The sequence below is a fragment of the Bifidobacterium sp. VU/mBH4 (B4) genome (assembly GCF_058199535.1).
Genome location: NZ_JBVPQJ010000004.1, coordinates 50,431 through 72,306, shown reverse-complemented (window position 1 = coordinate 72,306; position 21,876 = coordinate 50,431). Strand labels below are relative to the sequence as shown.

The following is a 21,876-nucleotide window of genomic DNA, read 5'->3' as shown; positions in this document are numbered from 1 at the left end:
CTGTGAAACCGCTGGGAATTCTGTGCTATGGCCCCGGTATTATGGGCCCATGTGCGCGTAAACAATTACGCCTGTGAAATGTTTGCTGCCATGGCCACCGAGGAGGATGGAATCGTCATGTTCATACCACGTTATTACGAGGATCCAGCCACGCTGCATGTGGGGACCGAGCCCAACCGTGCCTACTGCGTGCCTGCCGGCGCTCCCATGGACACGCGTGGCGATCTGCGCAGGCGCTCCGACCGGTACCTGGACCTGGATGGCGATTGGGATTTTCGGTATTACGCCAGCCTCGACCAGCTGGATGCCGAGGTCCAGTCCGCCACCGAGTCTAAGGATCCGGTCTTTTTTGAAGCCGACTACAGCCCTTCCAATGATGCGGGCCGGGGGGTGTACAAGCTCATCCATGTACCAGGAGTTTGGCAGACCCAGGGCTATGACAGCCCCCAGTACACCAACGTGCGCTACCCCTTCCCCTTTGATCCGCCCAGGGTGCCTGCCGACAATCCCTGCGGCATCTACCTGCGCGCCTTCGACTACGAGCCAGAGCCCTCAGCGCCCCGGGCCCTGCTCAATTTCGAGGGGGTGGACTCCTGCTTCTATCTCTGGGTCAATGGGGATCTGATCGGCTACAGCCAGGTCTCGCACGCCACCAGCGAATTCGACGTGACCGACCACCTGCGGCCGGGCCGCAACCAGCTGGCCGTCCTGGTGCTCAAGTGGTGCGACGGCAGCTATCTGGAGGACCAGGACAAGTTCCGCATGAGCGGCATCTTCCGCGATGTCTACATCCTGCGTCGCCCCAAGGTCCGTCTGCGCGACTGGTTCGTCCACACCGACCTCGATGAGGACATGGGCCATGCCAGTGTGACCCTGGATCTGGATCCGACTGGCGTATCGGGCCAGGACGATGATGCTCTGGACATCCAGGCTCTGCTGACCGACCCCGATGGGGTGGAGGTGGCCCGGGCCGAGCTGACGGGTTGCAAGGAGCCGGCGCAATTTGTCTTGGAGGTTGGCCATCCTCGCCTCTGGAATGCCGAGGACCCCGAACTTTACCGGCTGACCTTGTCGACCAGGGCTAGTGCTACCGGCTCCGGCGACTCGGATGAGGTCATCACCGAGTACATCGGCCTGCGCACCATAAGCGTGGACGGCCAGGTGGTCAAGGTCAATGGCAGCCCCATCAAGATCCATGGGGTCAACCGTCATGACGGGGACCCTTGCACCGGCTTCGCCATCGACCAGAAGCAGATTATGTGCGACCTGACCCTGATGAAGGAGCACAACGTCAACGCCATCCGCACCTCCCATTACCCCAACAGCCCCCAGTATTACGCCCTCTACGATCAGCTGGGCTTCTACCTGATCGCCGAGGCCGACCTGGAGGCCCATGGCATAGAGGCCCTCTACCACGGTCCGAATTGGAAGGAGCCCGATTATTGGAACGGTCGCATCGCCGACGATCCGCGCTTCACCAAGGCCATCGTCGACCGGGTCCAGCGCAGCCTGGAGCGGGACAAGAACCATCCCTCCATCCTGATCTGGTCCATGGGCAACGAAAGCGGATATGGCTGCGGCATCGAGGCGGCTCTGGCCTGGACCAAGTCCCGGGACCCCTCCCGTCTGACCCACTACGAGTCGGCCATCCATGGCTCGCCCCGGAAGGACCTGGACTACAGCAATCTGGACATCACCTCGCGGATGTATCCCTCCATCAAGCAAATCGAGGATTACTTCACGCAGGAGGGACCTCACGGCATCAGCAGCCACGGGGATGACGGAGACGGGGGCCGCAAGCCTTACTTCCTCTGCGAATACTGCCATGCCATGGGGCTGGGCCCAGGGGATCTGGAGGACTACTTCCGGGTCATTCAGGCTCATCCGGGGCTCCTGGGCGGCTGCATATGGGAGTGGGCCGACCATGCCATCGACCAGGGCAGGGACCGCAAGGGCCGTCGAATCTATGCCTACGGGGGCGACCACGGCGAGTATCCCCATGATGCCAACTTCTGCATGGATGGCCTGGTCTACCCCGACCGGCGGCCCCACACCGGGCTCAGAGAGTTCAAGAACGTCTTCCGCCCGGCCCGTCTGGTCGGTTACGATCCCCAGACCCGGCTGCTCACTCTGCACAACTATCTGGACTTCACCTTCCTGGACGAATATCTCAGCCTGAAGTGGACCCTTCTATGTGATGGGGAGCCTGTGGCTTCCGGGACGCCGGAGCTCGACCGGGGGACCGGCCTGCACATCGCCCCCCATGCCGAGGGCACTGTGGGTCTGCCCGCCATGGATCCGCCCGAGCACGGCCGTCTGACCCTGCTGGTGGAGTACGCCCTGGCCAAGGCCGATCCCGTGCTTGTTCAGGGGCATCCGCTGGGCTTCGATCAGCTGGAAGCCGCGGACATGGGAATGCCTGAACGTCCTAACGGCGTGACCAGGGTCATCCGTGCCGATCCCGGCAGCGGAGCACGGGGCGCCCACCGGCCGGTGGTCAGGCGGACTGATGCCCGCTTCGACGTGGAGGGGGCCGACTGGCGCTACGTCTTCAACCGCCGTACCGGCATGGTGGAATCCATGAGCGTCGACAACCGTGCCCTGCTGACCGCCCCTGTGGAGGTCAACCTCTGGCGGGCGCCCACTGACAACGACGCCACCATCAAGGAGGAATGGCGCAAGGCCGAATACGACCGGGCTGGCACCAGGGCCCTCTCCTGCCAGCTGCAGACCGATCAGGAACGGGGGTTGACCACCATCAAGGCTGAACTCTCTCTGGTGGCACCCTTCATTCAGCCCATGGGCAGCATTGACGCCACCTGGACCCTGAGCGACCAGGGTGGGCTGGATCTGAAGATGGCGTTGCACCGGGATCCCGAGTTCCCCTATCTGCCCAGGTTCGGTCTACGGCTCTTCCTGCCCCAGAGCCTGCACCGAGTCACCTACTGCGGCTATGGGCCCTACGAGAGCTACCGGGACATGCACCGCGCCAGCCACTATGGCGTTTTCCATAACACTGCGTCAGGCATGGTCGAACACTACCTGCGTCCCCAGGAGAACGGCTCCCATTATGGCTGCGACTACGTTCTGGTGGAGGATGACCGCTCCCTGCTGCAGGCGGCGGGGGATGGGCCCATCAGCTTCAACTGCTCCCCCTACACCCAGGAGGAGCTGACCGCCAAGGGGCACGACCATGAGCTGGAGGAATGCGGCTCGACCGTGCTCTGCCTGGACTATGCCACAAGCGGCATAGGTTCCAACAGCTGCGGACCAGAGTTGGATCCTGCCTACCGCCTGGACGAAACCGACCTGGTCTTCGGACTGCACCTGCGGGTCCGTTCCAAGTGACCCGGGCTGGCGGGGCCTTTCATCCCCGCCAGCGCAGGTACTGCTGGTAGACCTGCTCGCAGGGGGCTCCAGTCAGCGTGGTCTCGATGTCCACCGGCCAGGCGGGTGGCTCCTCTTCTCCAGTCAGCGTCCAGGCCGCTTGGCGGGCTGCCCCGATGGCTACATACTCGTCAGGCCGGGGCAGCTGCACATCCATGCCCAGAATTCCAGGGGCATAGGCTCTGACCGCTGGGGACTTGGCACCGCCGCCGACCAGAAGGATCTTGGAGACCGTGGTGCCCAGCCGTTTCAGCAGCTCCAGGCAGTCACGCTGGGAGCAGAGCAGGCCCTCCACGAATGCTCTGGCCAGGTTGGTGCGCGTGGTGTTGGCCAGGGTCAGTCCCTCCAGCCTGGCGTGGGCATCAGGACGGTTCGGCGTGCGCTCGCCGTCGAAGTAGGGGATCAGGGTGATGCCCTCGGCTCCTGGTGAGGAATTCTCTGCCAGATTGGCCAGACCGTCGTAATCGGTCCCTAGGGCGGCCAGGCCCGCGTCCAGGATGCGTGATGCATTGATGGTGCAGGCCAGTGGCAGCCAGTGGCCGGTTGCATCTGCGAATCCGGTGACCGAGGCGCTCATGTCATAGGCGGGGACTGGGCTGACTGCTGCAGCGACGCCCGAGGTTCCCAGGGAGATGGAGACGTCGCCCACCTGCATGGCCAGGCCCAAGGATGTCATGGCGTTGTCGCCGCCGCCCGGTGCGATGATGCAGCCGCCGGGCACATCCCTGCCGGCGATGCGGGGGTCAGCCTTGGCTCCGACCTGGTGGGGGCCAAGAACCTTAGGCAGGATGACCTGTTCGGCCATGCCGTCGGGCAGGGCCATGGCCAGCAGGTCACGCCGGTAGCGGTCGACGGCGGGGTCGTAGTAGCCGGTGCCTGAGGCATCCGAGCGATCGGTGAAGAGATCCTCCAGCCCGGGTTCGGCCCCCGGGTCGGCTGCGGGCCCATGACCGGCGATGACCCAGCTCAGCCAGTCATGGGGGAGGCATATGGCCGCGATGGCCTTGGCATGATCCGGCTCCATCCGGCTGACCCAGGCCACCTTGGTGATGGTCAGCGAGGCTACCGGGGAGGATCCCACAGCCCGCACCCAGGCTTGTTTGTCCCGCATGGCCAGGCTCTGGTCCGAGCCCGGATCCTTGTTTGATCCGTCGTTTTCTGCCTGAGCGCTTTCGGCCTCGCCGGTCTTGGACTTGGCGAGCCGGATGATGAGATCGTCGGCATCAGGAGCCGAACGCGTATCGTTCCAGAGCAGGGCATCCCTGATCACCCGCCCTTGGTGGTCCAGCAATACCATGCCGTGCTGCTGGCCGCCCACGCTGATGGCCGAGACATCGTCTAATCCACCCGCCTGGGCTGAAGCCTCCTGAAATGCCTTCCACCAGGCCATGGGATCGACGCTGGTGCCTGCCGGATGAGGAGCCTTGCCGAAGCGGACCAGCCGACCGGTCCGGGCATCGGTGACCCTCACCTTGCAGGACTGGGTCGAAGTGTCCACTCCCGCCACCAGGATCTCATTCATGTCAGCCTCCTTGCTTTCTGCACTCCGGTCATTGGAATACTCCACCATAGTATCTCAATTATTAAATCGATAAACTAAATGGTCTTTGTCCGAGTGATCTTTCATGGCTTACCTGTCGTTAGGCTGGAACGTAAGATGTTGAAGAAGGCCCAAGATCCTGCGGGCCTGTGTTCCTTTCTGAAAGGTTATTGAACCGTGACTGCCCTGCACTCTATCAATCAGGATGATCTGAGGAACCACAATCTCTCGGTCATCATCGACACCATTCTGAGGTCGCCTACCTCGCTGAGCAGAGCGGATCTGGCCAAGGCCACCGGGCTGACCAAGGCTACTATGTCACTCCTGGCAGGGCTTCTCATCAGGAATCGGGTAGTGCGCGAGGAGGAGCCTGAGACTTCGCAGAGCAGCCATGGCCGACCCAGCACCCCGCTGTCCATCGCACACGGACGGTGGGCCGGTCTGGGCCTGCAGATCAACACCGATGGCTACGGGTGTCTGGCCATGGATCTGGATGGGACCCTGATCGATTCGGCCTGGATCAAGGACGATATGCATGAAGCGGAACCCGATCTGGTCTTCGCCAACTTGGAAAAGCTGACCAAGCCCATCGAGCGCAAGCTGTCCCGTCGGCACTACCGCACAGTGGGTTCGGGCCTGGCCCTGCCCGGCCTGGTCGGTGGCGACACCACCCTGCTCATGGCCCGCAACCTGGGGTGGGAACGTCTGGATCTGCAGGACTTTCCCCTGGTCCGTCGTCTGGCTCCCAGAGTGGGCAACGAGGCGCGTCTGGCAGCCCTTGCCCAAATTCCCGGCTACGCGGCCCAGCGTCCTGGGGACGGACATGAGGGGCCGCTTTCGCCCACCGACTCCTTTATTTACATTTCCACTGACATCGGCATCGGCGGGGCTGTGGTGCGCCGTGGAGCCGTCGAGACCGGAGACCATGGGTTCGCCGGTGAACTGGGGCATGCCTCGGTGGATCTGAACGGCCCCACCTGCCGTTGCGGCCGCCGTGGGTGCCTGGAGACCTACGCCGGGCGCAGGGCTCTGGTCGAGGCGGCTGACATCGCCACCGGAGCCGAAGCGGTCACGCCCCAGGCCATGGAGGAGCTCTACCAGCGCTGGCAGCAGGGGGATGCCAAAGCGGTAGACGCCATCGATCGTGGGCTCGATGCCATGATCTCGGTCATCGCCTCAGCCATCAATATTGTTGACGTGGATACGGTCATCCTGGGGGGATTCTGGTCGCACTTCGGTGGCAACCTGGCCCAGCGTCTGCAGGATCGGCTTAATCAGCTGACTCTGGGCCGGGATGCCGTGGACATTCGCGTGCTCATCCCCACGCAGGCCGACTATCCGGCCCTCAAGGGAGCAGCCCTGGTAGGCCTGCGCCGCTTCATCGACGATCCGCTGGATTTCTTCGAGGATTGATACGTCCAAGGGTGCAATGGCCAGCCCGAGACTAGTGGGAATTTGCGGGCTGGCCATTGCCGCCAACCTTGAAGAGGGCGTGGGCGTCTCCGCCATGCAGGCGCTCCAGATAGGTTCGGGCTCGGGCCATGCGTTCCACAGTGGTCTGGGCCAGCGGGGCTGGGAGTTGATCAGGGTCGAACCAACCGACTGACAGGCTCTCCTCGTCACCCACATAGGGGTCGGCATTACCGCTGGGGTCAGGCCGACAGATAAACAGATGATCCATGTACATGGTTCGGTCCCCGTTGGCATAGGTGACCACCTCCCGGGAGGACGTGACTGCCGCCAGGTCGGTGACGATCACATCCACCCCGGTCTCCTCCTTGACCTCGCGGACCACGGTATCAGCCGGATCCTCGCCCGGTTCGTTGATCCCGTAGACCAGGGCCCACTGGCCAGTGTCAGAGCGCCGACCCAGCAGGACGCGGCCCTGGTCATCTCTGACGAAGGCCGTCACACCGTTCAGCCAGAGCAGGTCATGGCCTATGGATCGGCGCAGTTCGAGCACGAAGTCAGGGGTGGGCATATCAGTCCCGGTCCGGGTCGGCCAGTGCGGCCCGCTGCGCCATCCAGGCCTCCACCTCTTCCACCGTCTTGGGGATGCCCGCAGACAACCACTGGGGCCCCTGCTCGGTCATGAGCACGTCGTCCTCTACGCGCACGCCGATGCCGCGGAACTCCGGAGGCACCAGCAGGTCGTTCTCCTTGAAGTACAGTCCGGGCTCGATGGTGAAGATCATTCCAGGGGTGATGGGCGCGCCCTGGTAGGACTCGTACCTGGCCTCCGCGCAGTCGTGCACGTCCAGACCCAGGTGGTGGGCGCATCCACAGGCGTGCCAGCGGCGGTGCTGCTGGCCCTGAGGGGAGAGGGACTCCTCCACGCTGACCTTGAGGATGCCCCACTCGTGCAGGGTTTCAGCCAGCACCCGCATGACGGCATGGTGGATGTCCGAGTAGGTGGCTCCGGGCTTGGCCGCTTCGAAGCCGGCCTGCTGGGCCTTGAGGACGGTCTGGTAGATCCGCTTCTGCAGGGGGCTGAAGGTGCCGCCTACGGGGAAGGTGCGGGTGATGTCCGCTGTGTAGAGGCTGTTGACCTCCACGCCGGCGTCAATCAGGAGCAGGTCGCCCTTCTGGACTGTCCCGTCGTTGCGCATCCAGTGCAGGATGGGTGCATGCTTGCCCGAAGCGATGATGGACCCATAGCCCACGTCATTGCCCTTCTCGCGGGCGTTGGCGTTGAAGACGCCCTCCAGCATCCGCTCGGAACGGGGCTTGCCCACCACCTGGGGCAGGTGGGTCAGAACCCGATCGAACCCGTCCTTGGTGGCGGCGATGGCCTTGCGCATCTCGCTGACCTCGTAGTCGTCCTTGATCATGCGGGCCTCGGAGGTGAACTCCTCGAGCTTGTCGTCGGCCTCCTCATTACGGTCAGGGCCGCCGATGCCATTGGCCTTGCGGGCGGCTTCCACCTGGTTCAGGACCTCCTGGTCGGCAGTGCGGATCACCCGCAGCTTGACCGCTCCCTGATCCGGTCCCAGATCCTTGGCGATGGCATCGGGGAAGGTGGCGATGTCCTTGGTGGGGATGCCGGTCATGATGGCCAGTTCCCGCAGTCCGGCCCGGGGACCCACCCAGTACTCCCCATACTGTGAGGAACGGTAGTAGTCGCGAGTGGACTGATCGGCCCGGGGATGGACGAAGAGCTCAGGGGTATGGGTCAGGCCCTTGGCGGCCTCCGGACTCTCGGGATCCACTGGGTCCAGGACCAGGATGGCCCCGGGTTCGTAGTCCTCGCCCAGGCCTGTGTAGTAGGCAAAGGTGGTGTCTGGGCGGAAGGCGTAGTCGTTGTCATTGTTTCGGGTCTTGTAGGAGCCGGCGGGGATGACCAGCCGCTCGCCGGGGAAACGCCGTCCCAGCTCACGCAGGCGGCGCTCGGTGTATTTGCTGGACTCCAGCGGTTCGATCTGCGGCTCTTGGGCCTGCCAGCCAGTGGTCATGAATTGCTGGAAAGCCGGGGAATTGGGGCGCAGGGTGCGGTTGTTCACCCGGTCGCCCATGTCCTGTTCGTTCAGATCCACATTTCTGGGATCGGCGTCGTCTTGCAGATGCTCCTGTGCGGATGCGCTCACGTCCAGCCTCCTTGAAATTCCTGTTCTGACTATGGTGGTTCCATGGTAGTGCGCGCGGCCGATGTGGGACTCGGCCGTTTCGGCCCTCAGTCGGGGCCGGTCCCGCCTAGAATGGGCGGGAACCATCCACCGGCAGCAGGAGGCGCAGGCAGAATATGTCATTCGAACACCCCAACAGCAAGGGTCAGAATATTCGCGATGTCGAGCGGGCCATCATGGCGCGTCCCGCCGAGCATGACAGCCCCAACCTGGACCTGGACAGGATGGGGATGATGCTGGACCTGCTGGGCCACCCCGAGCACAGCTTCCGGGTCATTCATGTCACCGGGACCAACGGCAAGGGGTCCACGGCGCGGATGGCCGAGGCTCTGGTGCGGGCCTACGGTCTGCGCACCGGGCTCTACACCTCGCCCCACCTGGAGCGGATCAACGAGCGGATCGCCATCGACGGCCAGGAGCTCTCGGACGAGGACTTTGTGGACCTCTACCAGCAGATCGAGGATTTTATCGCCATGGTGGACGACCGCTTCGCCCAGCAAGGCAGGGCTCCTATGAGCTTCTTCGAGGTCCTGACCGCCATGGCTGTCTGGGCCTTTGCCGATGCCCCCGTGGACGTGGCCATCGTTGAGGTGGGGATGGGCGGCCGCTGGGATGCCACCAACGTCCTCGATGGCGACGCCGCCATCATCGGCCCGGTGGACATGGACCATATGCAGTGGCTGGGGGATACGGTCGAGCAGATAGCAGGGGAGAAGGCCGGGATCATCAAGCCCAAGTCCACGGTCATCGTCGGGGCCCAGCCTCATGAGGAGGCCGTCATGCCCATCATCGAGCAGGCCGTGCGCCAGCAGGGCGCCCCCACCCTTTTAAGGGATGGCAACGAACTGGAGGTGGTCTCCCGCATGCCCGCAGTGGGCGGCCAGGTGGCTACGCTGCGCACGCCGCAGGGTCTCTACAAGGATGTGCCCATCGACAAGTTCGGCGAGCACCAGGCCCACAACGCTCTGGCTGCCCTGGCCGCGGCCGAGACGGTCATCCCCGTCAACGGGGCCCTAGACCAGGATCTGGTGGCCGAGGCCTTGAGCCAGGTGCGCATCCCCGGACGGATCGAGCAGGTGCGCACCTCGCCCACCATCATCATCGATGGCGGCCACAACCTGAACGCGGCCCAGTCCCTGCGTGCGGCTATCGAGGAGAACTACGACTTCAAGCAGCTGGTGGGCGTGATCTCCATGATGGCCGACAAGCAGGTGGAGGATTATCTGGGCCTGCTGGAGCCCGTGCTGGACAGCGTCGTGGTCACCGAGAACTCCTGGAAGGGCCGAGTCATGCCGGCGGAGGATCTGGAACGGGTTGCGGTGCGGGTCTTCGGACCCGACAGGGTGGTCAGGCGCGACCGGATGCCCGATGCCATCCAGACGGCCGTCGACATGGTCGACAGCGAGGACCAGACCGGGGTGGGCTACGGCCGGGGAGTGCTGATCTGCGGCAGCTTCGTCACCGCCGGCGACGCCCGCACCTTGCTGGCCGAGCGTCCCAATCCCGATCTGGCCAAACCTAAGGCGGAGCGCGCCTGATGTACCTCAAGGAGCTGACCCTCAAGGGCTTCAAGTCCTTCGCCTCGGCCACCACCCTGCGCTTCGAGCCGGGCATCACCGCCGTGGTGGGCCCCAACGGATCAGGCAAATCCAACATCGTCGACGCCCTGGCCTGGGTCATGGGCGAGCAGGGAGCCAAGAGCCTGCGCGGCGGATCCATGGAGGACGTGATCTTCGCCGGCACCTCCTCCAGGCCGCCCTTGGGCCGGGCTCAGGTCACCCTGACCATCGACAACACTGATCGGACCTTGGACATCGACTACACCGAGGTGACCATCAGCCGGACCATCTACCGCAACGGGGGGTCCGAGTATGCCATCAACGGATCCGACTGCCGCCTGCTGGACATCCAGGAGCTGCTCAGCGACACCGGGCTGGGCCAGCAGATGCACGTGATCGTCGGCCAGGGGCGGCTGGATGCCATCCTGCGGGCTGATCCGGCCGGCCATCGGGCCTTCATCGAGGAGGCGGCCGGCATCCTCAAGCATCGCAAGCGCAAGGAGCGGGCCCTGCACAAGCTGGCCAACACCGAGGCCAACCTGTCCCGCCTGGACGACCTGATCGGCGAGATTCATCGGCAGCTGGGGCCGCTGGGCCGCCAGGCCAAGGTCTCCCGCCGTGCCGACATGATCCAGGTCAGCCTGCGGGATGCCCAGGCCCGCATTCATGCCGACGACGCCCTGACCTCGCAGAGGAAGCTGGAGGATCTGCGTTCGCGGATGTCCCAGACCCGGGGGCTACTGGCCAGCGGGCAGGAGGACCTGACCAGGGTCAAGCTCCGCATCGAACAGCTGGAGGGGCTGGACCGACAGTCCAGTCCGGCCCTGGAGGCTGTCAACCAGCAGTGGAACGACCTGACCAAGCTGGGTGAGCGCGCCGGATCCCTGGCATCCTTGGCCAGGGAGCGGGGCCGTTCGCTGGAGGCTGGCATGGTGACCGACCAGGGGCAGGATCCTGGGGTGCTCAGGCGGCGAGCCGAGGAACTCAAGGGCCAGGCTGACCAGGAGGAGGGCCAGGTCGGCGCCGACCGGATCGCCCTGGATGGCTGTGTCCAGGCCCGTGCGGATTTGGAGCGGCGGCTGGCCGCCCACCGGCAGACCATGACCGAGCTGCGGCAGGCGGCCAGAAAGCGGCAGGCTCGGCTGGGCGATCTGGCCCAGCTGGTGGCCAAGGAGGACTCGGCCCTGGAACTTTCCAGGCAGCGCGAGCGTGACCTGACCCGTCAGCAGGATCAGGTCAGGGAAGGCCTAGAGCGTGCCAGGAACCGGGTACGGGACCTGGACAGTCAGGAGGAAAGTCCTGACCAGGATGGCAGACAGGCCCTGGATCAGGCAGGTCAGGTCAGGGACCAGGCCCGCAGCAGGCTCAACGACCTCCAGGAGCGCGAACGCCGCATCCAGTCCGATGCCATATCGGCCCAGGCCAAAGCCGATGCCCTGGCGGACACGCTGGACCATCGCGGCGCCGGCGAGGCCCTGTCCCAGGCGGGAGATCCGGCCCTGCTGGGTGTACTGACCGATTTTGTCCGCGTGGAGGAGGACTGGGAGGAGCCCCTGGCCCTGGCCTTGCACGACTATGCCTCGGCCTTGGTGGCCAAGGATGGCCAGGCGGTCGACCAGACCCTGGAGCGGGCCCGCCGAGACCGTCTGGGACGCGCCGCGCTGATCTCGGCATCAGGCCCGCTCAAGGGCACCGGTGTAAAGCCAGGTGATGGCTCCTGGCGGTCAGCTGCCGACCTGGTGGCCCTGCGGGAGCATCCTGCCGATCCTGACCGGGCCCAGGGGGTGCTGAGGGCTGTCCGCAGTCTGCTGGCCTCCACAGCTGCCGTCGATGACGCCGATCAGGCCCGCCGCGCCTTGGAGGACGGATGGCAGCAGGCATTGACCCGCCTGGGCGACCTCTACGACCGGGTGGGTGCGGTTGGCGGATCCGCCCTGGCCACCAGCGACCTGGCGCTGACTGCACGCAGGGATAAGGCCCTGGCGCAGGTGGAGACCCTCCAGGAGGAGTCCCGGACTTTGCAGTCGCAGATGGATGGGGCTCGTGCCTCCCTTGAGCAGGCTGAGCAGCAGCTGCAGGAGGCGCGCAACCAGTGCACCGAAGCCCGGGTCAAGGCCGAGCAGGCTGCCCGGGAGCTGGCAGCAGCCCGCAAGGAATTCGATCGAGCCCAGGCCGGGGACAAGGATCTGGAGGACCGGCTGGCCCAGGTGCGCGACCAGGTGCGCACCCACAAACTCAAACTGGAAGACCTGCAAGCCGGCCTGGCCCGTGCCCAGGAGGACGGGGGGACTGATCCGGATGACCCGGAGGGCATGGAAGACCGGCAGCATGAATTGGAGACAGCCCTGGACCAGGCCCGCACCGCCGAGATGGAGGCCAAGCTGACCTGGACCGAGAGCGACCGGCGGCACGCCTCTCTGCTGCGTCAGATTGATCTGCTGCGGGATCAGGCCGACCAGGCCGAACGCCGTCGTCAGCGGATCAGCCAGGAGAACCGTCGCCGCAAGGCTGGCATGGCCTCCCTGGGGCTGATCGCGCTCAGGGCCGACCTGCTGGCCCAGCTGATCAAGGGGAGGATGGATCATGCGGCCCACCGCCGGGATCAGCTCAGGGCCAAGGCTTCGGCCCACGACAAGGAGCTGACCGATCTGCGGGCCAGCAGGGACGCTCTGGAACCCAAGGTGGCCGGCCTGCGGCAGGATGAGCACGGTCTGGATCTGGAGCGGGAGCGTCTGGCCGGCGAGGACGGCCGTCTGCGCCAGCGCATCCAGGATGACCTGGGCATGGAGCCGGAGGAGCTGATCCGCGAATACGGCCCCGATCGTCCGGTGCCCGTCCTGGATGACGAGGGTAATCCTGTTCCCCTGGATCAGGAGACGACGGAGGAAGACGGCGATTCGCCAGCCTTCAAAACGGTGCCCTACCAGCGCGGCGAGCAGGAGAAGCGGCTGGCCAAGGCCAAGCGGGACCTGGCTGCCCTGGGCAAGGTCAACCCGTTGGCCACCGAGGAATACGAGGCCCTGGAGTCCCGCAACCGCTACCTGCACGAGCAGCGTCAGGATGTGACAGGTTCCCGGGACGATCTGATGGCCCTGGTCAAGGATCTTGATTCGACCATGGTCACGGTCTTCAAGGAGGCCTTCGACGACACGGCCCAGGCCTTCGAACGCATCTTCGCCACCCTCTTCCCGGGCGGGCGCGGGCGGCTGCGGCTGGAGGATCCGGACGATCTGCTGACCACCGGCGTTCTGGTCGAGGCCAGCCCGGCCGGCAAGAAGGTCCGTCGGCTTTCCCTGCTCTCGGGCGGGGAGCGGTCGCTGACGGCCCTGGCCCTGCTCCTGGCCATTTTCACGGCCCGGCCCAGCCCCTTCTATGTCATGGACGAGGTCGAGGCCGCCCTGGATGACGTGAACCTGACCAGGCTGCTCAAGGCCTTTGAGCAATTGCGCGAGCATGCTCAGCTGATCATCATTACCCACCAGCAGCGGACCATGGGCATCGCCGACGCCCTCTACGGGGTCACCATGCGGGGGGACGGGGTGACGGCCGTCATCTCCCAGCGGCTGAAGGATCCGAATCGTCCCGGTCGCGAAGAGCGCGAGCCCGAGCAAGGGTGACCTCTGCCAAAACGGCCTGGGAGTCCACAATGGGCAGCTGCGGCATGGGGTAGGCCTCGTTGAGCACGGAGAGCTCGGTGCAGCCCAGCAGGACCGAGTCGCAGCGGTAGTCCTTCAGGAAGGCGTTGAGAACGCCCAAGTAGCGGTCCCGATCCAGTCGCCCTTCCTTGACATCGTCGTAGATCAGCGCGCTGACCCGGTCCTGCAGGGCCTGGTCCGGGTCCACCAGCTGGTAGCCGGCGCTGTCGGCCGGACCTTGGTAGATGGCGGCATGGCGGGACCCCTCGGTCCCCATGTACCCCATGCGAGGATGGGTTTTCGCCGGATAGTGCCGGTCGGCCCAGTCGATGGTGGCCTGGGGCATGTCCAGGATGGGCACCGGTGTCAGGGCCTGAAGCCTGGGCAGAATCTGATGGGCGGTGTTGCAGGCCATGACCATGAATGAGGCGCCCATGGCTGTGGCCTGGCGCACGTCCTCGGCCAGATAGGGGAAGGGATCATCCTTGCTGCGGCCCAGGATGAACTCGGTGCGGTCCGGGACGGTGGCGTGGTTGAAGACCACATAGTCCAGAAAGTCCTGGTCCCGGTGCGCCCCGGTCATCCGGTCCAGCACACGCACGAAGCTTTCGGTGGCCAGGGTGCCCATGCCGCCCAGGACGGCGAAGAAGTTCCTCATGCCAGCTCCCCCTTGTCGCGGAAGTAGCGCCGGTAACGGCGCCGGTAGATGGCGAACATGTGTCGGATCATCAGCCAGCGCAACAGGCTGCGGTCCTTGTTGTACTCCAGGGTGGTGCCCCAGTCCCCGCGCCGGATCATGGCCATGGCCTGGCGCTTGTCCTCGGAATCGGCGCAGTATGTGCGGAAGATGTCCCTGGGAATCTCCATCCAGAGGCGATGCCCCCGGCCGAAGACGGTGCGTCCGTTGAAGGGGGTGTCCAGGACCAGGTCCTCCACGAAGCAGCGGGCCAGGTTGAAGCCGTTCAGGGTGACCACGTAGCTGCTGCGGCCCTGGCGCAGATTGATTTCGAAGAGCTTGTAGACGCCGTCGCGCGGATCGTACTTCATGTCGAAGTTGGCCACTCCGCTGTAGTTGATGTCCTCCAGGAAGGCCTTGATCCGGTCGAAGATGTCCTGGTTGTAGTCGGGCATGATGGCTGCGTAGTTGCCTACGGCCTCGGGGGTGGGGTCCTCCAGCAGCGGGTGCCCCAGGAACATCATGCGCACCCGGTGGTGGCGGTCCACATAGGCATTGAGCACCCGCATGTGGTCGTCGCCCCCAGGCACGAAGTCCTGGATGACCATCTGCGAGGTGTATCCGGCCTGGTAGGATCTGCGGATCATGGTGTCCAGCTCCTCCGGGTTGCTGAAGATGAAGGCCTTCTTCCTGCCGGGGAAGTCGATGCCCAGCCACTCGTCGCTGTCGGCCGGCTTCATGGCCACCGGGTAGTCGAAGGGCAGGTTCCGGTGGCGTCCGGCTTTCACGTCATCGGCATTCACTGAAAAGGTCTTTGGGTGGGGCAGGTCATAGCGGTCGCAGAGCTCATAGAAGGAGGATTTGAGCGAGAGGGCGCGGTTGAGCTTGGCATCGATGGCGTTGAAGACAAACCGCTCGCGCAGGGGGTCGCCGAACTCGTCCAACAGGTTGGCATAGGTGTCCCCGCAGGGCAGCAGGAGCAGGGTGACGTCTGGGTGGTCCCGGTGATAGGCGTCGGCCCAGTCGTTCAGAGCCGGCACAAAGACCTGGGGATTGGTGAAATCCGGTACCAGGTGCACGTCGATGATCCTGCTGTACTTGGTGGGGGAGAGCTGCTGGTGGGCGAAGGCGGTGGAGACCAGTCCATAGGCCTCATGAAAAGCGCGCGCCATGCCGTAGGCGTTGATGTCGCTGCCCAGTATGACCGGTTGGAATTCTTGCATCTGTATGAAACCACCTACTATATGCTCGTGCGCTCCGCCCTGCCGCGGGGCATTTGGCTTTCCATCTTAGGGTCCTGTCAGGATCGTCATCCTTGGGCTGCGCCGGTGGCTCCCAGGTCGTAGCTTTCCGTGCCCAGCAGACGCGCCACTACGTGGTCATCGCCTTCATAGGGCACGTGGCCGCTGTCCGTCTTGAACCAACGTTCCTCACCCTTGCCGATGACCAGTGTGACGCGCAGACGCTCCCCTGGCAGGCCCGGGTCTCCCAAGGCCTGCTGGATGGCCTGGGCCCTGTCCGGAACGATGCTGACATCCAGGCTTGGGTTGGTCACGAAGCCCAGCATCTGCCGGTCCACCTGGTCCGCGCTCTCCCCCTCCTCGTCGTCGGCGGTCAGGATCAGCCGGTCGACGCGGTCCTGGGCGGCGGCGACAATGCCCTCCCTGCGGTCGATGGCCTTGCCGCCAGCGGAACCGGAGACCAGGGTAATCAGGGGCTTGCGCTCGCCGTAACGCTCGTCCACAAAATCCAGCAGGGCTGTGACCGAGGCCTTGTTGTGGGCGTAGTCGACGTAGACCACTCGGTTGTCGGCCTTGAAGCGTTCCATCCTGCCGGCGATTCTGACGCTCTCCATGGCCCGGACTGCGGCGGCATCGGGCTCCAGGCCCAGGCGGGTCAGCATGGCCAGGGCAGCGGCCGCGTTCAGAGCGTTGAAATCCCCGTCCATGGACAGGCTGACCGGCCTCATGGCTCCGCCGGAGGGTCCTATCAGGTAGTCGTCGCCCTGCCCGGGAGCCTTGCGAACCAGGAAATCAGCCTGCTGGGTTCCATCGCCGAATGTGGTCACCGGGACGTTGACGGCGCGGGCATCCTGACGGATCAGGTCGGCTCCGCGCGCATCGGCTCCCAGAACCAGTTGCCGACTGTTGTAGGTTATGCGGCGTTTGCAGTAGAAGTAATCCTCGAAGCTGGGGTGCTCGATGGGGCTGATGTGGTCAGGGGAGATGTTCAGGAATGCCCCCAAGTCGAATGTCAGCCCGTAGACTCGGTCCACCTTGTAGGCCTGGGAGGAGACCTCCATGACCAGGTAGCGCATGCCGGCGTCCGCCGCCTGGCGCATCATCCGAAAGAGGTCCAGCGATTCGGGTGTGGTCAGCTGGGACTCTTGGTAGTGCCGGCCGTCCAGGCAGTTGTCCACCGAGGAGAGCAGGGCGGCGCGACCTCCGGAGATCCTGGACAGCATGGCCTGCAGGAAGTAAGCGGTGGTGGTCTTGCCCTTGGTCCCGGTGATGCCCACCAGCGTCAGCTGCTCCTGGGGATACCCGTAAAAGGCCGCGGCAAGCAGGCTCATGGACTTGCGTACGTCGTTGACGATGATCCCCGGGGCTTTGGTGTGGGCGGACAGATCCTGCTGGGCCACATAGGCCTGCGGCCCCTCGGGATCGCAAGCGTCCAGATATTCGGGCAGGAAGTGGCCCTTGCAGAAGAGCAGACTGCCGGGTCCAGCCTGGCGGGTGTCGTAGGTGATGTCGGTGAAGGGCTTGGATGACTGGGTCTCTTCTGGAGTATGCAAGGTCCACTGGTCGCCCTGGATCACCTCGCGCAGTTGATGATGGCTGCGCAGCAGCTCTAGAGTTGAAGCCATCGTCAGCGCCATGCCGGCTTCCCCCTTGTCTGTAGGTTCGTCACTTCAATGGTTCCCGTCCGGATCGGTGCCCCCGAGCGAGACCAGATACCAGTCTAAACCGCCTCGAGGCCAGGGCAGGAGGATCCGACGACCCCTTGACTGAATGGGCAAAAAGCAGGTAGCGGATCGGCCTTGGAGCTGAGCCTCAGAGCCAGGAGTCGGTGACTGGGCGACGGCCTTGTGAGATCAGGTGCTGGTTGAACTGTTCCCGCCACTTGGCCTGCGCCTGCCGCTGCCAGTCCATCAGGGAGTCCATGGTGATTCGGGCCACCTGGGGGAAGAGGGTGGTCATGGGCTTGATCAGGTCGACGGCCGCCACCGTATCCGCCGTGGCATTGTGGAAGTTGCCATGGGGGATGACGCCGTAGTACTCACTGGTCAGCCCCAGGGTCCGGCGGCCCGACCGGTGGGAGATCTCCCTGTCCAGAACCAGAGGGTCCACTACCAGCAGGTCCCCCTCTCTTAAGGGCTTGACTGACTCCGCGCACCAGTGGGCGATGTCCCCGTCCAGCATCTGCACGTCGAAGGGAGCGTTGTAGGCCAGCAGGGGGATGCGCTTGTCCTGGGCGCGCGCGATGAACCCGGCCATCTGCTCGGTGGCCAGCTCAGGCTCCATGCCCTCGGTGGCCAGCTGCTGATCGGTGAACCCGTTGACCCGGCTGGCCCCCTTGCTGATATGCCGGTGCGGATTGACTATCCAAGTGGCTACGACATCCCCTGAGTAGCCCTTGCTCGGGTCGCGCAGAACCAGGCTGGCCGACACGATGCCGTCCTTGCCTGGTCTGGTGCCCGTGGTTTCGGTGTCGAACCCCAGAAGCCAGGAGTCCCCTAGGCGAGTCGACCCCTCCTGTTGTGGGGCGGACGCCAGCGCCTGCTCCATGCTCGTGTACTCGGTGTTTTCCATAAGCGTGATTTCTCCTTCGTCATTATGGTAACCGAGGACCGACCGGCCCGCGACCGGGTCGAAACCGCCACGGGCGAGGGGGGATGGCACAATAGGGGTGTGGCAGATACCAGCGAACTCGAAAGCAGAAAACGTCAATTCGAGGCCCTGGCCATGCCTGCGGTGGATGTGCTGTACCGACAGGCCATGCGCCTGACCAACAACCCCGACGATGCCCAGGATCTGGTTCAGGACACTTTCGAGCGCGGATTCAAGGCCTTCGACCGTTTCCAGCCCGGCAGCAACTTCGAAGCCTGGATGACCACCATCGAGCGCAACGCCTACTTCAACCAGTACCACAAGGCCAAGCGGCGCCCGCAAAGGGCCAACGACTCGACCGGCGAGTACAACGACTGGGACATCTATTCGGCCTCTGAGCACGGGTCTGAGGGGCTCAAATCCGCCGAGCAGGAGTACATGGAGACCTTCGCCCCCGAGGAGATCATGGCCGCCCTGAACCGGCTCAGCCCGGAGCGCCGACGGGTCTTCATAGACGCTGCCATCGACGGCAAGAGCTATCAGCAGGTGGCCGACGAGGAGGGCATCAAGATCGGCACGGTCATGAGCCGGCTGAACCGTGCGCGCTCGCAGCTGCGCCAGGAGCTGGAGCGCTATGCCCAGGAGCGCGGCTACCAGCAGGAGCGTGAGGCTGCAGGCAAGCCCTCAGCGGAACACCATGGCACTGGTGCTGCCAGGCCTAGTATAAAAAAAGAGATCAGCAGCAAGGGGCATTGAGGGCCCCCGAAGATCGGGTATCAGGAAGCGGGCAGCAGCATGGACGGACGCGTGGAGATGAGTCACTACGCCTACGATGACGGCGGCTCTGTCAAGGTGTCCCACACCAGCCTGCGCATCTACCGGGATGCCTCCTGCGTGGATCCCAGCGACTGCTTCGATCCGGAATCCTGCTGCGACGATCGGGAGCGCATGGTCATCGAGGAGCTGCGCCGGTATCTGCGCCCCGAGTGCGCGCCGGACTGTCTGCTGGATCGGCTCAGGCACATGTTCGACCAGATGGGTGAACTGGAGCAAGGGACTCCGGATCGCGCCAGGGACAAGTAGATAAAGTCAAGTAAAACCAGCCGGTTTCTTGGCAGAGCATCGCTGCTGTCCGGCCGTTCAGGCTATTGCAGGGATCATGGTCATGCATATGCAGCCATGGTTTTTTTTTTTTACGCATATATGCAAAACCCCGGCACCAATGGTGCCGGGGCAGACGATCAGGTGTTCGGCCTCTTGCCGTGGTTGGCGGCCTTCTTGCGGCGATCCCTGCGCTTGCGTCCGCGCATGCCCATGATTGGACTCCTTTGCTACTGATGATCCGATAAGCCTTGCCGATTATCGCACACCGGGCTGACCTTTGTCGACCAGCAGGCTGCTCAGAGCTGTTGTGCCCGGTAACCCACCTGGGTGGTGTAGACGGCGGCAGGCTGCAGAATGACCAGGTTCCGGCCAGTTCTGAAGGCATTGGCGTAGGCGGTCATGGGCTCCACGGCGACGCCGGCCGGGCGCATGCCTGCGTCGAAGCCGGTCCCGGTGCAGACCTGCCAGGAGGTGATGGTCTCATCGCCCCAGAGCTGAATGCGGATGCCGTCCGGCCTGGTGAACCAGGCCGAGCAGGTGCCGTCGTCGTCCCGTTCCACATCGGTCCAAGCGTCGTCGAAGGCCGCATCCTCGCCCAACACAGGGCCCTGGCGCAGATCGGTTCGTCCCTGGACAGATTCGGTGCCGGTGGGCAGCAGCCTGTCCGGATCGACCACCACATGGGTGCGGCAGGGGATGGACAGGGTGCAGGGGGCGTTGTCCTTCTGGATCTGGTCACCGACGCCCTGCTTGCCGTTGGCCAGCCAGGGGTGGATGCCGAAGGCCCAGGGCGCGGCCTCGTCGCCCAGGTTCAGGGCCCGGGTGGTCATGGTCAGCCCCTGGTCGTCCAGGGTATAGGTGACGGTGACCACCACGTCGAAGGGGTATCCGGCCATGTCGGGCACCCGCCAGGAGAGGCTGACGGAGTCTTCGGCCAGAACCTGCAGGCGCCAGTAGGACCGGTAGCCGTAGCCGTGGATGGCAGTGCGCCGGTCGTGCTCATCGATGGGCAGGGTGTAGGTGTGGCCCTGGAAGTCGTAGGTGCCGTCCTCAATCCGGTTGGGGAAGGGGACCAGCACGTTCCCGTTGCTGCAGGGTACGGTCCCATCCGGGTCGAATGAGGCCAGCAGATCCTTGCCCTGGTATTTCAGGACGCGCAGGATGGCTCCCAGCTCGGTCACCACTGCCTCGTAGTCCCCGTGACGGATGCTGTACTGCTGTCCTGTCCGGGGCACGGCCCCGCCCATCATCTCGTTCGTATGCATGCTCCCACTTCCATAGTGCCGTTGATGCTTGCTACGCCACCATCCTAGCGCCTGGGTGGTCTTGGCTTCTTGGTGAAAGAGTGGCGGATGGACTACCGGGAGCCGCTCAGGCTTTCTACCATGGTCTTGCAATGTCCGGGACCGCCCGGATGGACGTTGATAAGGAGCGGCAGTGGCAGTATTTCGGACCACCGTGTGCGAACAGCCGACCACGCAGGGGCATGGGCGGGTCATCCTGGCTGATCCGCGTGGGTTCTGCGCGGGGGTGGACCGTGCCATCCAGACCGTGCAGACCATCCTGGATGCGGACAACCCCCATCGGGATCTGCCGCCGGTCTACGTGCGCCGGCAGATAGTCCACAACCGCCATGTGGTCGAGGACCTGTCCCGGCGTGGGGCTGTGTTCGTGGACGAGCTGGACCAGATTCCCGACCAGGCCGTCCGTGCCGGGGTTCCCGTGGTCTTCTCGGCCCATGGCATCGCCCCCTCGGTCGTCAAGGAGGCCCAGCGGCGGGGGATGCGTGTGGTCGATGCCTCATGCCCCTTGGTCAGCAAGGTTCACCGGGAGGTCCAGCGCTTCGTTCGGGACGGCTACCGGATTATTTACATAGGCCACCGGGGGCACGACGAGGCTGTGGGGGTCATGGGGGAGGCCCCTGACCGGGTTCATCTGGTCGAGCATGAGGCCGATATTCAGGCCTTGGACTTCGGACCCGACACCCCGCTGGTCATGCTGACCCAGACCACCCTCAGCCTGGATGAGACCGCCGACCTGGCTGCGGCCCTGCGTCGACGCTTCCCCTGGATAGAGGAGCCGCCGGGCTCCGACATCTGCTACGCCACCCAGAACAGGCAGCAGGCGGTCAAGCTGGTGGCCGGCCAAGCGGACTGCATGGTTGTGGTGGGCTCGGCCAATTCCTCCAATTCGGTGCGTCTGGTCGAGGTGGCCCGTCAGGCCCTGGATGCGCGCTTTCCCGGTCAGGGCGAGCAGAGGGCCCATCGGGTCGACGATGCTGGCGAGCTGGATCCGACCTGGCTGCAGGGCATGGATTCGGTAGGACTCACCTCGGGTGCTTCGGTTCCCGAAAACCTGGTTCAGGGGGTGCTGGAGACCCTGGCCTCCCGAGGGTTCACCCAGGTGACCCGGGCCCGGGCAGTCGACGAGCATATGCACTTCGTCTTGCCTGCTGCCCTGCGCTCAGCACGTGCATCAAGGAAAGTTCCACAGCCGCAGGGCTAGGCCCCAGCGCTAAGATC

At 64.6% G+C, this 21,876-nt stretch carries 16 protein-coding genes; 7 read left to right on the top strand and 9 right to left on the bottom strand.

Annotation, left to right across the window (positions count from 1 at the left end; translation table 11 throughout):
- Window positions 1-51: 51 nt before the first annotated feature.
- Window positions 52-3,348 (top strand): glycoside hydrolase family 2 TIM barrel-domain containing protein, encoded by a 3,297-nt coding sequence (locus tag AC0AII_RS06135; protein ID WP_490446495.1) that lies wholly within the window; start codon window positions 52-54, stop codon window positions 3,346-3,348.
- 19 nt (window positions 3,349-3,367) lie between these two features.
- Here AC0AII_RS06135 and AC0AII_RS06130 read toward each other — a convergent pair whose 3' ends face one another.
- Window positions 3,368-4,909: a xylulokinase gene (locus AC0AII_RS06130; RefSeq protein ID WP_490446494.1), complete on the bottom strand. Its 1,542-nt coding sequence runs from the start codon at window positions 4,907-4,909 to the stop codon at window positions 3,368-3,370.
- 195 nt (window positions 4,910-5,104) lie between these two features.
- On the opposite strand from AC0AII_RS06130, the gene AC0AII_RS06125 reads away from it, so the two are divergent.
- Window positions 5,105-6,340: an ROK family protein gene (locus AC0AII_RS06125; protein ID WP_490446493.1), complete on the top strand. Its 1,236-nt coding sequence runs from the start codon at window positions 5,105-5,107 to the stop codon at window positions 6,338-6,340.
- 31 nt (window positions 6,341-6,371) lie between these two features.
- Here the strand turns inward: AC0AII_RS06125 and AC0AII_RS06120 are convergent, their stop codons facing one another.
- Entirely contained in the window at window positions 6,372-6,908 is a 537-nt protein-coding gene (locus tag AC0AII_RS06120) for an NUDIX hydrolase (protein ID WP_490446492.1), read from the bottom strand.
- Between the two features lies 1 nt (window position 6,909).
- Window positions 6,910-8,511: an aminopeptidase P family protein gene (locus AC0AII_RS06115; RefSeq protein WP_490446491.1), complete on the bottom strand. Its 1,602-nt coding sequence runs from the start codon at window positions 8,509-8,511 to the stop codon at window positions 6,910-6,912.
- Between the two features lie 155 nt (window positions 8,512-8,666).
- On the opposite strand from AC0AII_RS06115, the gene AC0AII_RS06110 reads away from it, so the two are divergent.
- A complete protein-coding gene (locus tag AC0AII_RS06110; RefSeq protein WP_490446490.1) occupies window positions 8,667-10,088 on the top strand; it encodes a bifunctional folylpolyglutamate synthase/dihydrofolate synthase in 1,422 nt (473 codons plus the stop codon).
- Window positions 10,088-13,726 (top strand): chromosome segregation protein SMC, encoded by a 3,639-nt coding sequence (gene smc / locus AC0AII_RS06105; RefSeq protein ID WP_490446489.1) that lies wholly within the window; start codon window positions 10,088-10,090, stop codon window positions 13,724-13,726. The genes AC0AII_RS06110 and smc overlap by 1 nt, the downstream gene beginning before the upstream one ends.
- Here smc and AC0AII_RS06100 read toward each other — a convergent pair.
- The 4 genes from AC0AII_RS06100 to AC0AII_RS06085 all read right to left on the bottom strand — a co-directional run bounded on the left by AC0AII_RS06100 (window position 13,659) and on the right by AC0AII_RS06085 (window position 18,232).
- Window positions 13,659-14,402 carry an aspartate/glutamate racemase family protein gene (locus tag AC0AII_RS06100; RefSeq protein ID WP_490446488.1) on the bottom strand — a complete coding sequence of 248 codons (744 nt, stop codon included), beginning with the start codon at window positions 14,400-14,402 and terminating at the stop codon, window positions 13,659-13,661. The two genes, smc and AC0AII_RS06100, sit on opposite strands and share 68 nt — an antisense overlap.
- A complete protein-coding gene (locus AC0AII_RS06095) occupies window positions 14,399-15,643 on the bottom strand; it encodes a carboxylate--amine ligase (protein WP_490446487.1) in 1,245 nt (414 codons plus the stop codon). The genes AC0AII_RS06100 and AC0AII_RS06095 overlap by 4 nt, the downstream gene beginning before the upstream one ends.
- A gap of 86 nt (window positions 15,644-15,729) precedes the next feature.
- Window positions 15,730-17,298: a Mur ligase family protein gene (locus AC0AII_RS06090; protein WP_490446486.1), complete on the bottom strand. Its 1,569-nt coding sequence runs from the start codon at window positions 17,296-17,298 to the stop codon at window positions 15,730-15,732.
- A 175-nt stretch (window positions 17,299-17,473) separates the two neighbouring features.
- Window positions 17,474-18,232, bottom strand: a complete 759-nt coding sequence (locus AC0AII_RS06085) for an exonuclease domain-containing protein (protein ID WP_490446485.1) — start codon at window positions 18,230-18,232, stop codon at window positions 17,474-17,476.
- A gap of 153 nt (window positions 18,233-18,385) precedes the next feature.
- Between AC0AII_RS06085 and AC0AII_RS06080 the strand changes: the two genes are divergently transcribed.
- Both AC0AII_RS06080 and AC0AII_RS06075 read left to right on the top strand, forming a co-directional pair.
- Window positions 18,386-19,006 carry a sigma-70 family RNA polymerase sigma factor gene (locus AC0AII_RS06080; protein ID WP_490446585.1) on the top strand — a complete coding sequence of 207 codons (621 nt, stop codon included), beginning with the start codon at window positions 18,386-18,388 and terminating at the stop codon, window positions 19,004-19,006.
- Between the two features lie 39 nt (window positions 19,007-19,045).
- Window positions 19,046-19,333: a hypothetical protein gene (locus AC0AII_RS06075; protein WP_490446484.1), complete on the top strand. Its 288-nt coding sequence runs from the start codon at window positions 19,046-19,048 to the stop codon at window positions 19,331-19,333.
- Window positions 19,334-19,491: 158 nt separating this feature from the next.
- Here AC0AII_RS06075 and AC0AII_RS06070 read toward each other — a convergent pair whose 3' ends face one another.
- Both AC0AII_RS06070 and AC0AII_RS06065 read right to left on the bottom strand, forming a co-directional pair.
- Window positions 19,492-19,566 (bottom strand): 50S ribosomal protein bL37, encoded by a 75-nt coding sequence (locus tag AC0AII_RS06070; protein ID WP_099327425.1) that lies wholly within the window; start codon window positions 19,564-19,566, stop codon window positions 19,492-19,494.
- A gap of 84 nt (window positions 19,567-19,650) precedes the next feature.
- Window positions 19,651-20,619 (bottom strand): aldose 1-epimerase family protein, encoded by a 969-nt coding sequence (locus AC0AII_RS06065; protein ID WP_490446483.1) that lies wholly within the window; start codon window positions 20,617-20,619, stop codon window positions 19,651-19,653.
- A gap of 172 nt (window positions 20,620-20,791) precedes the next feature.
- Between AC0AII_RS06065 and AC0AII_RS06060 the strand changes: the two genes are divergently transcribed.
- On the top strand, window positions 20,792-21,859 hold the full coding sequence (locus AC0AII_RS06060) for a 4-hydroxy-3-methylbut-2-enyl diphosphate reductase (RefSeq protein WP_155804687.1): 1,068 nt from the start codon (window positions 20,792-20,794) through the stop codon (window positions 21,857-21,859).
- The last annotated feature ends 17 nt before the right edge of the window (window positions 21,860-21,876 follow it).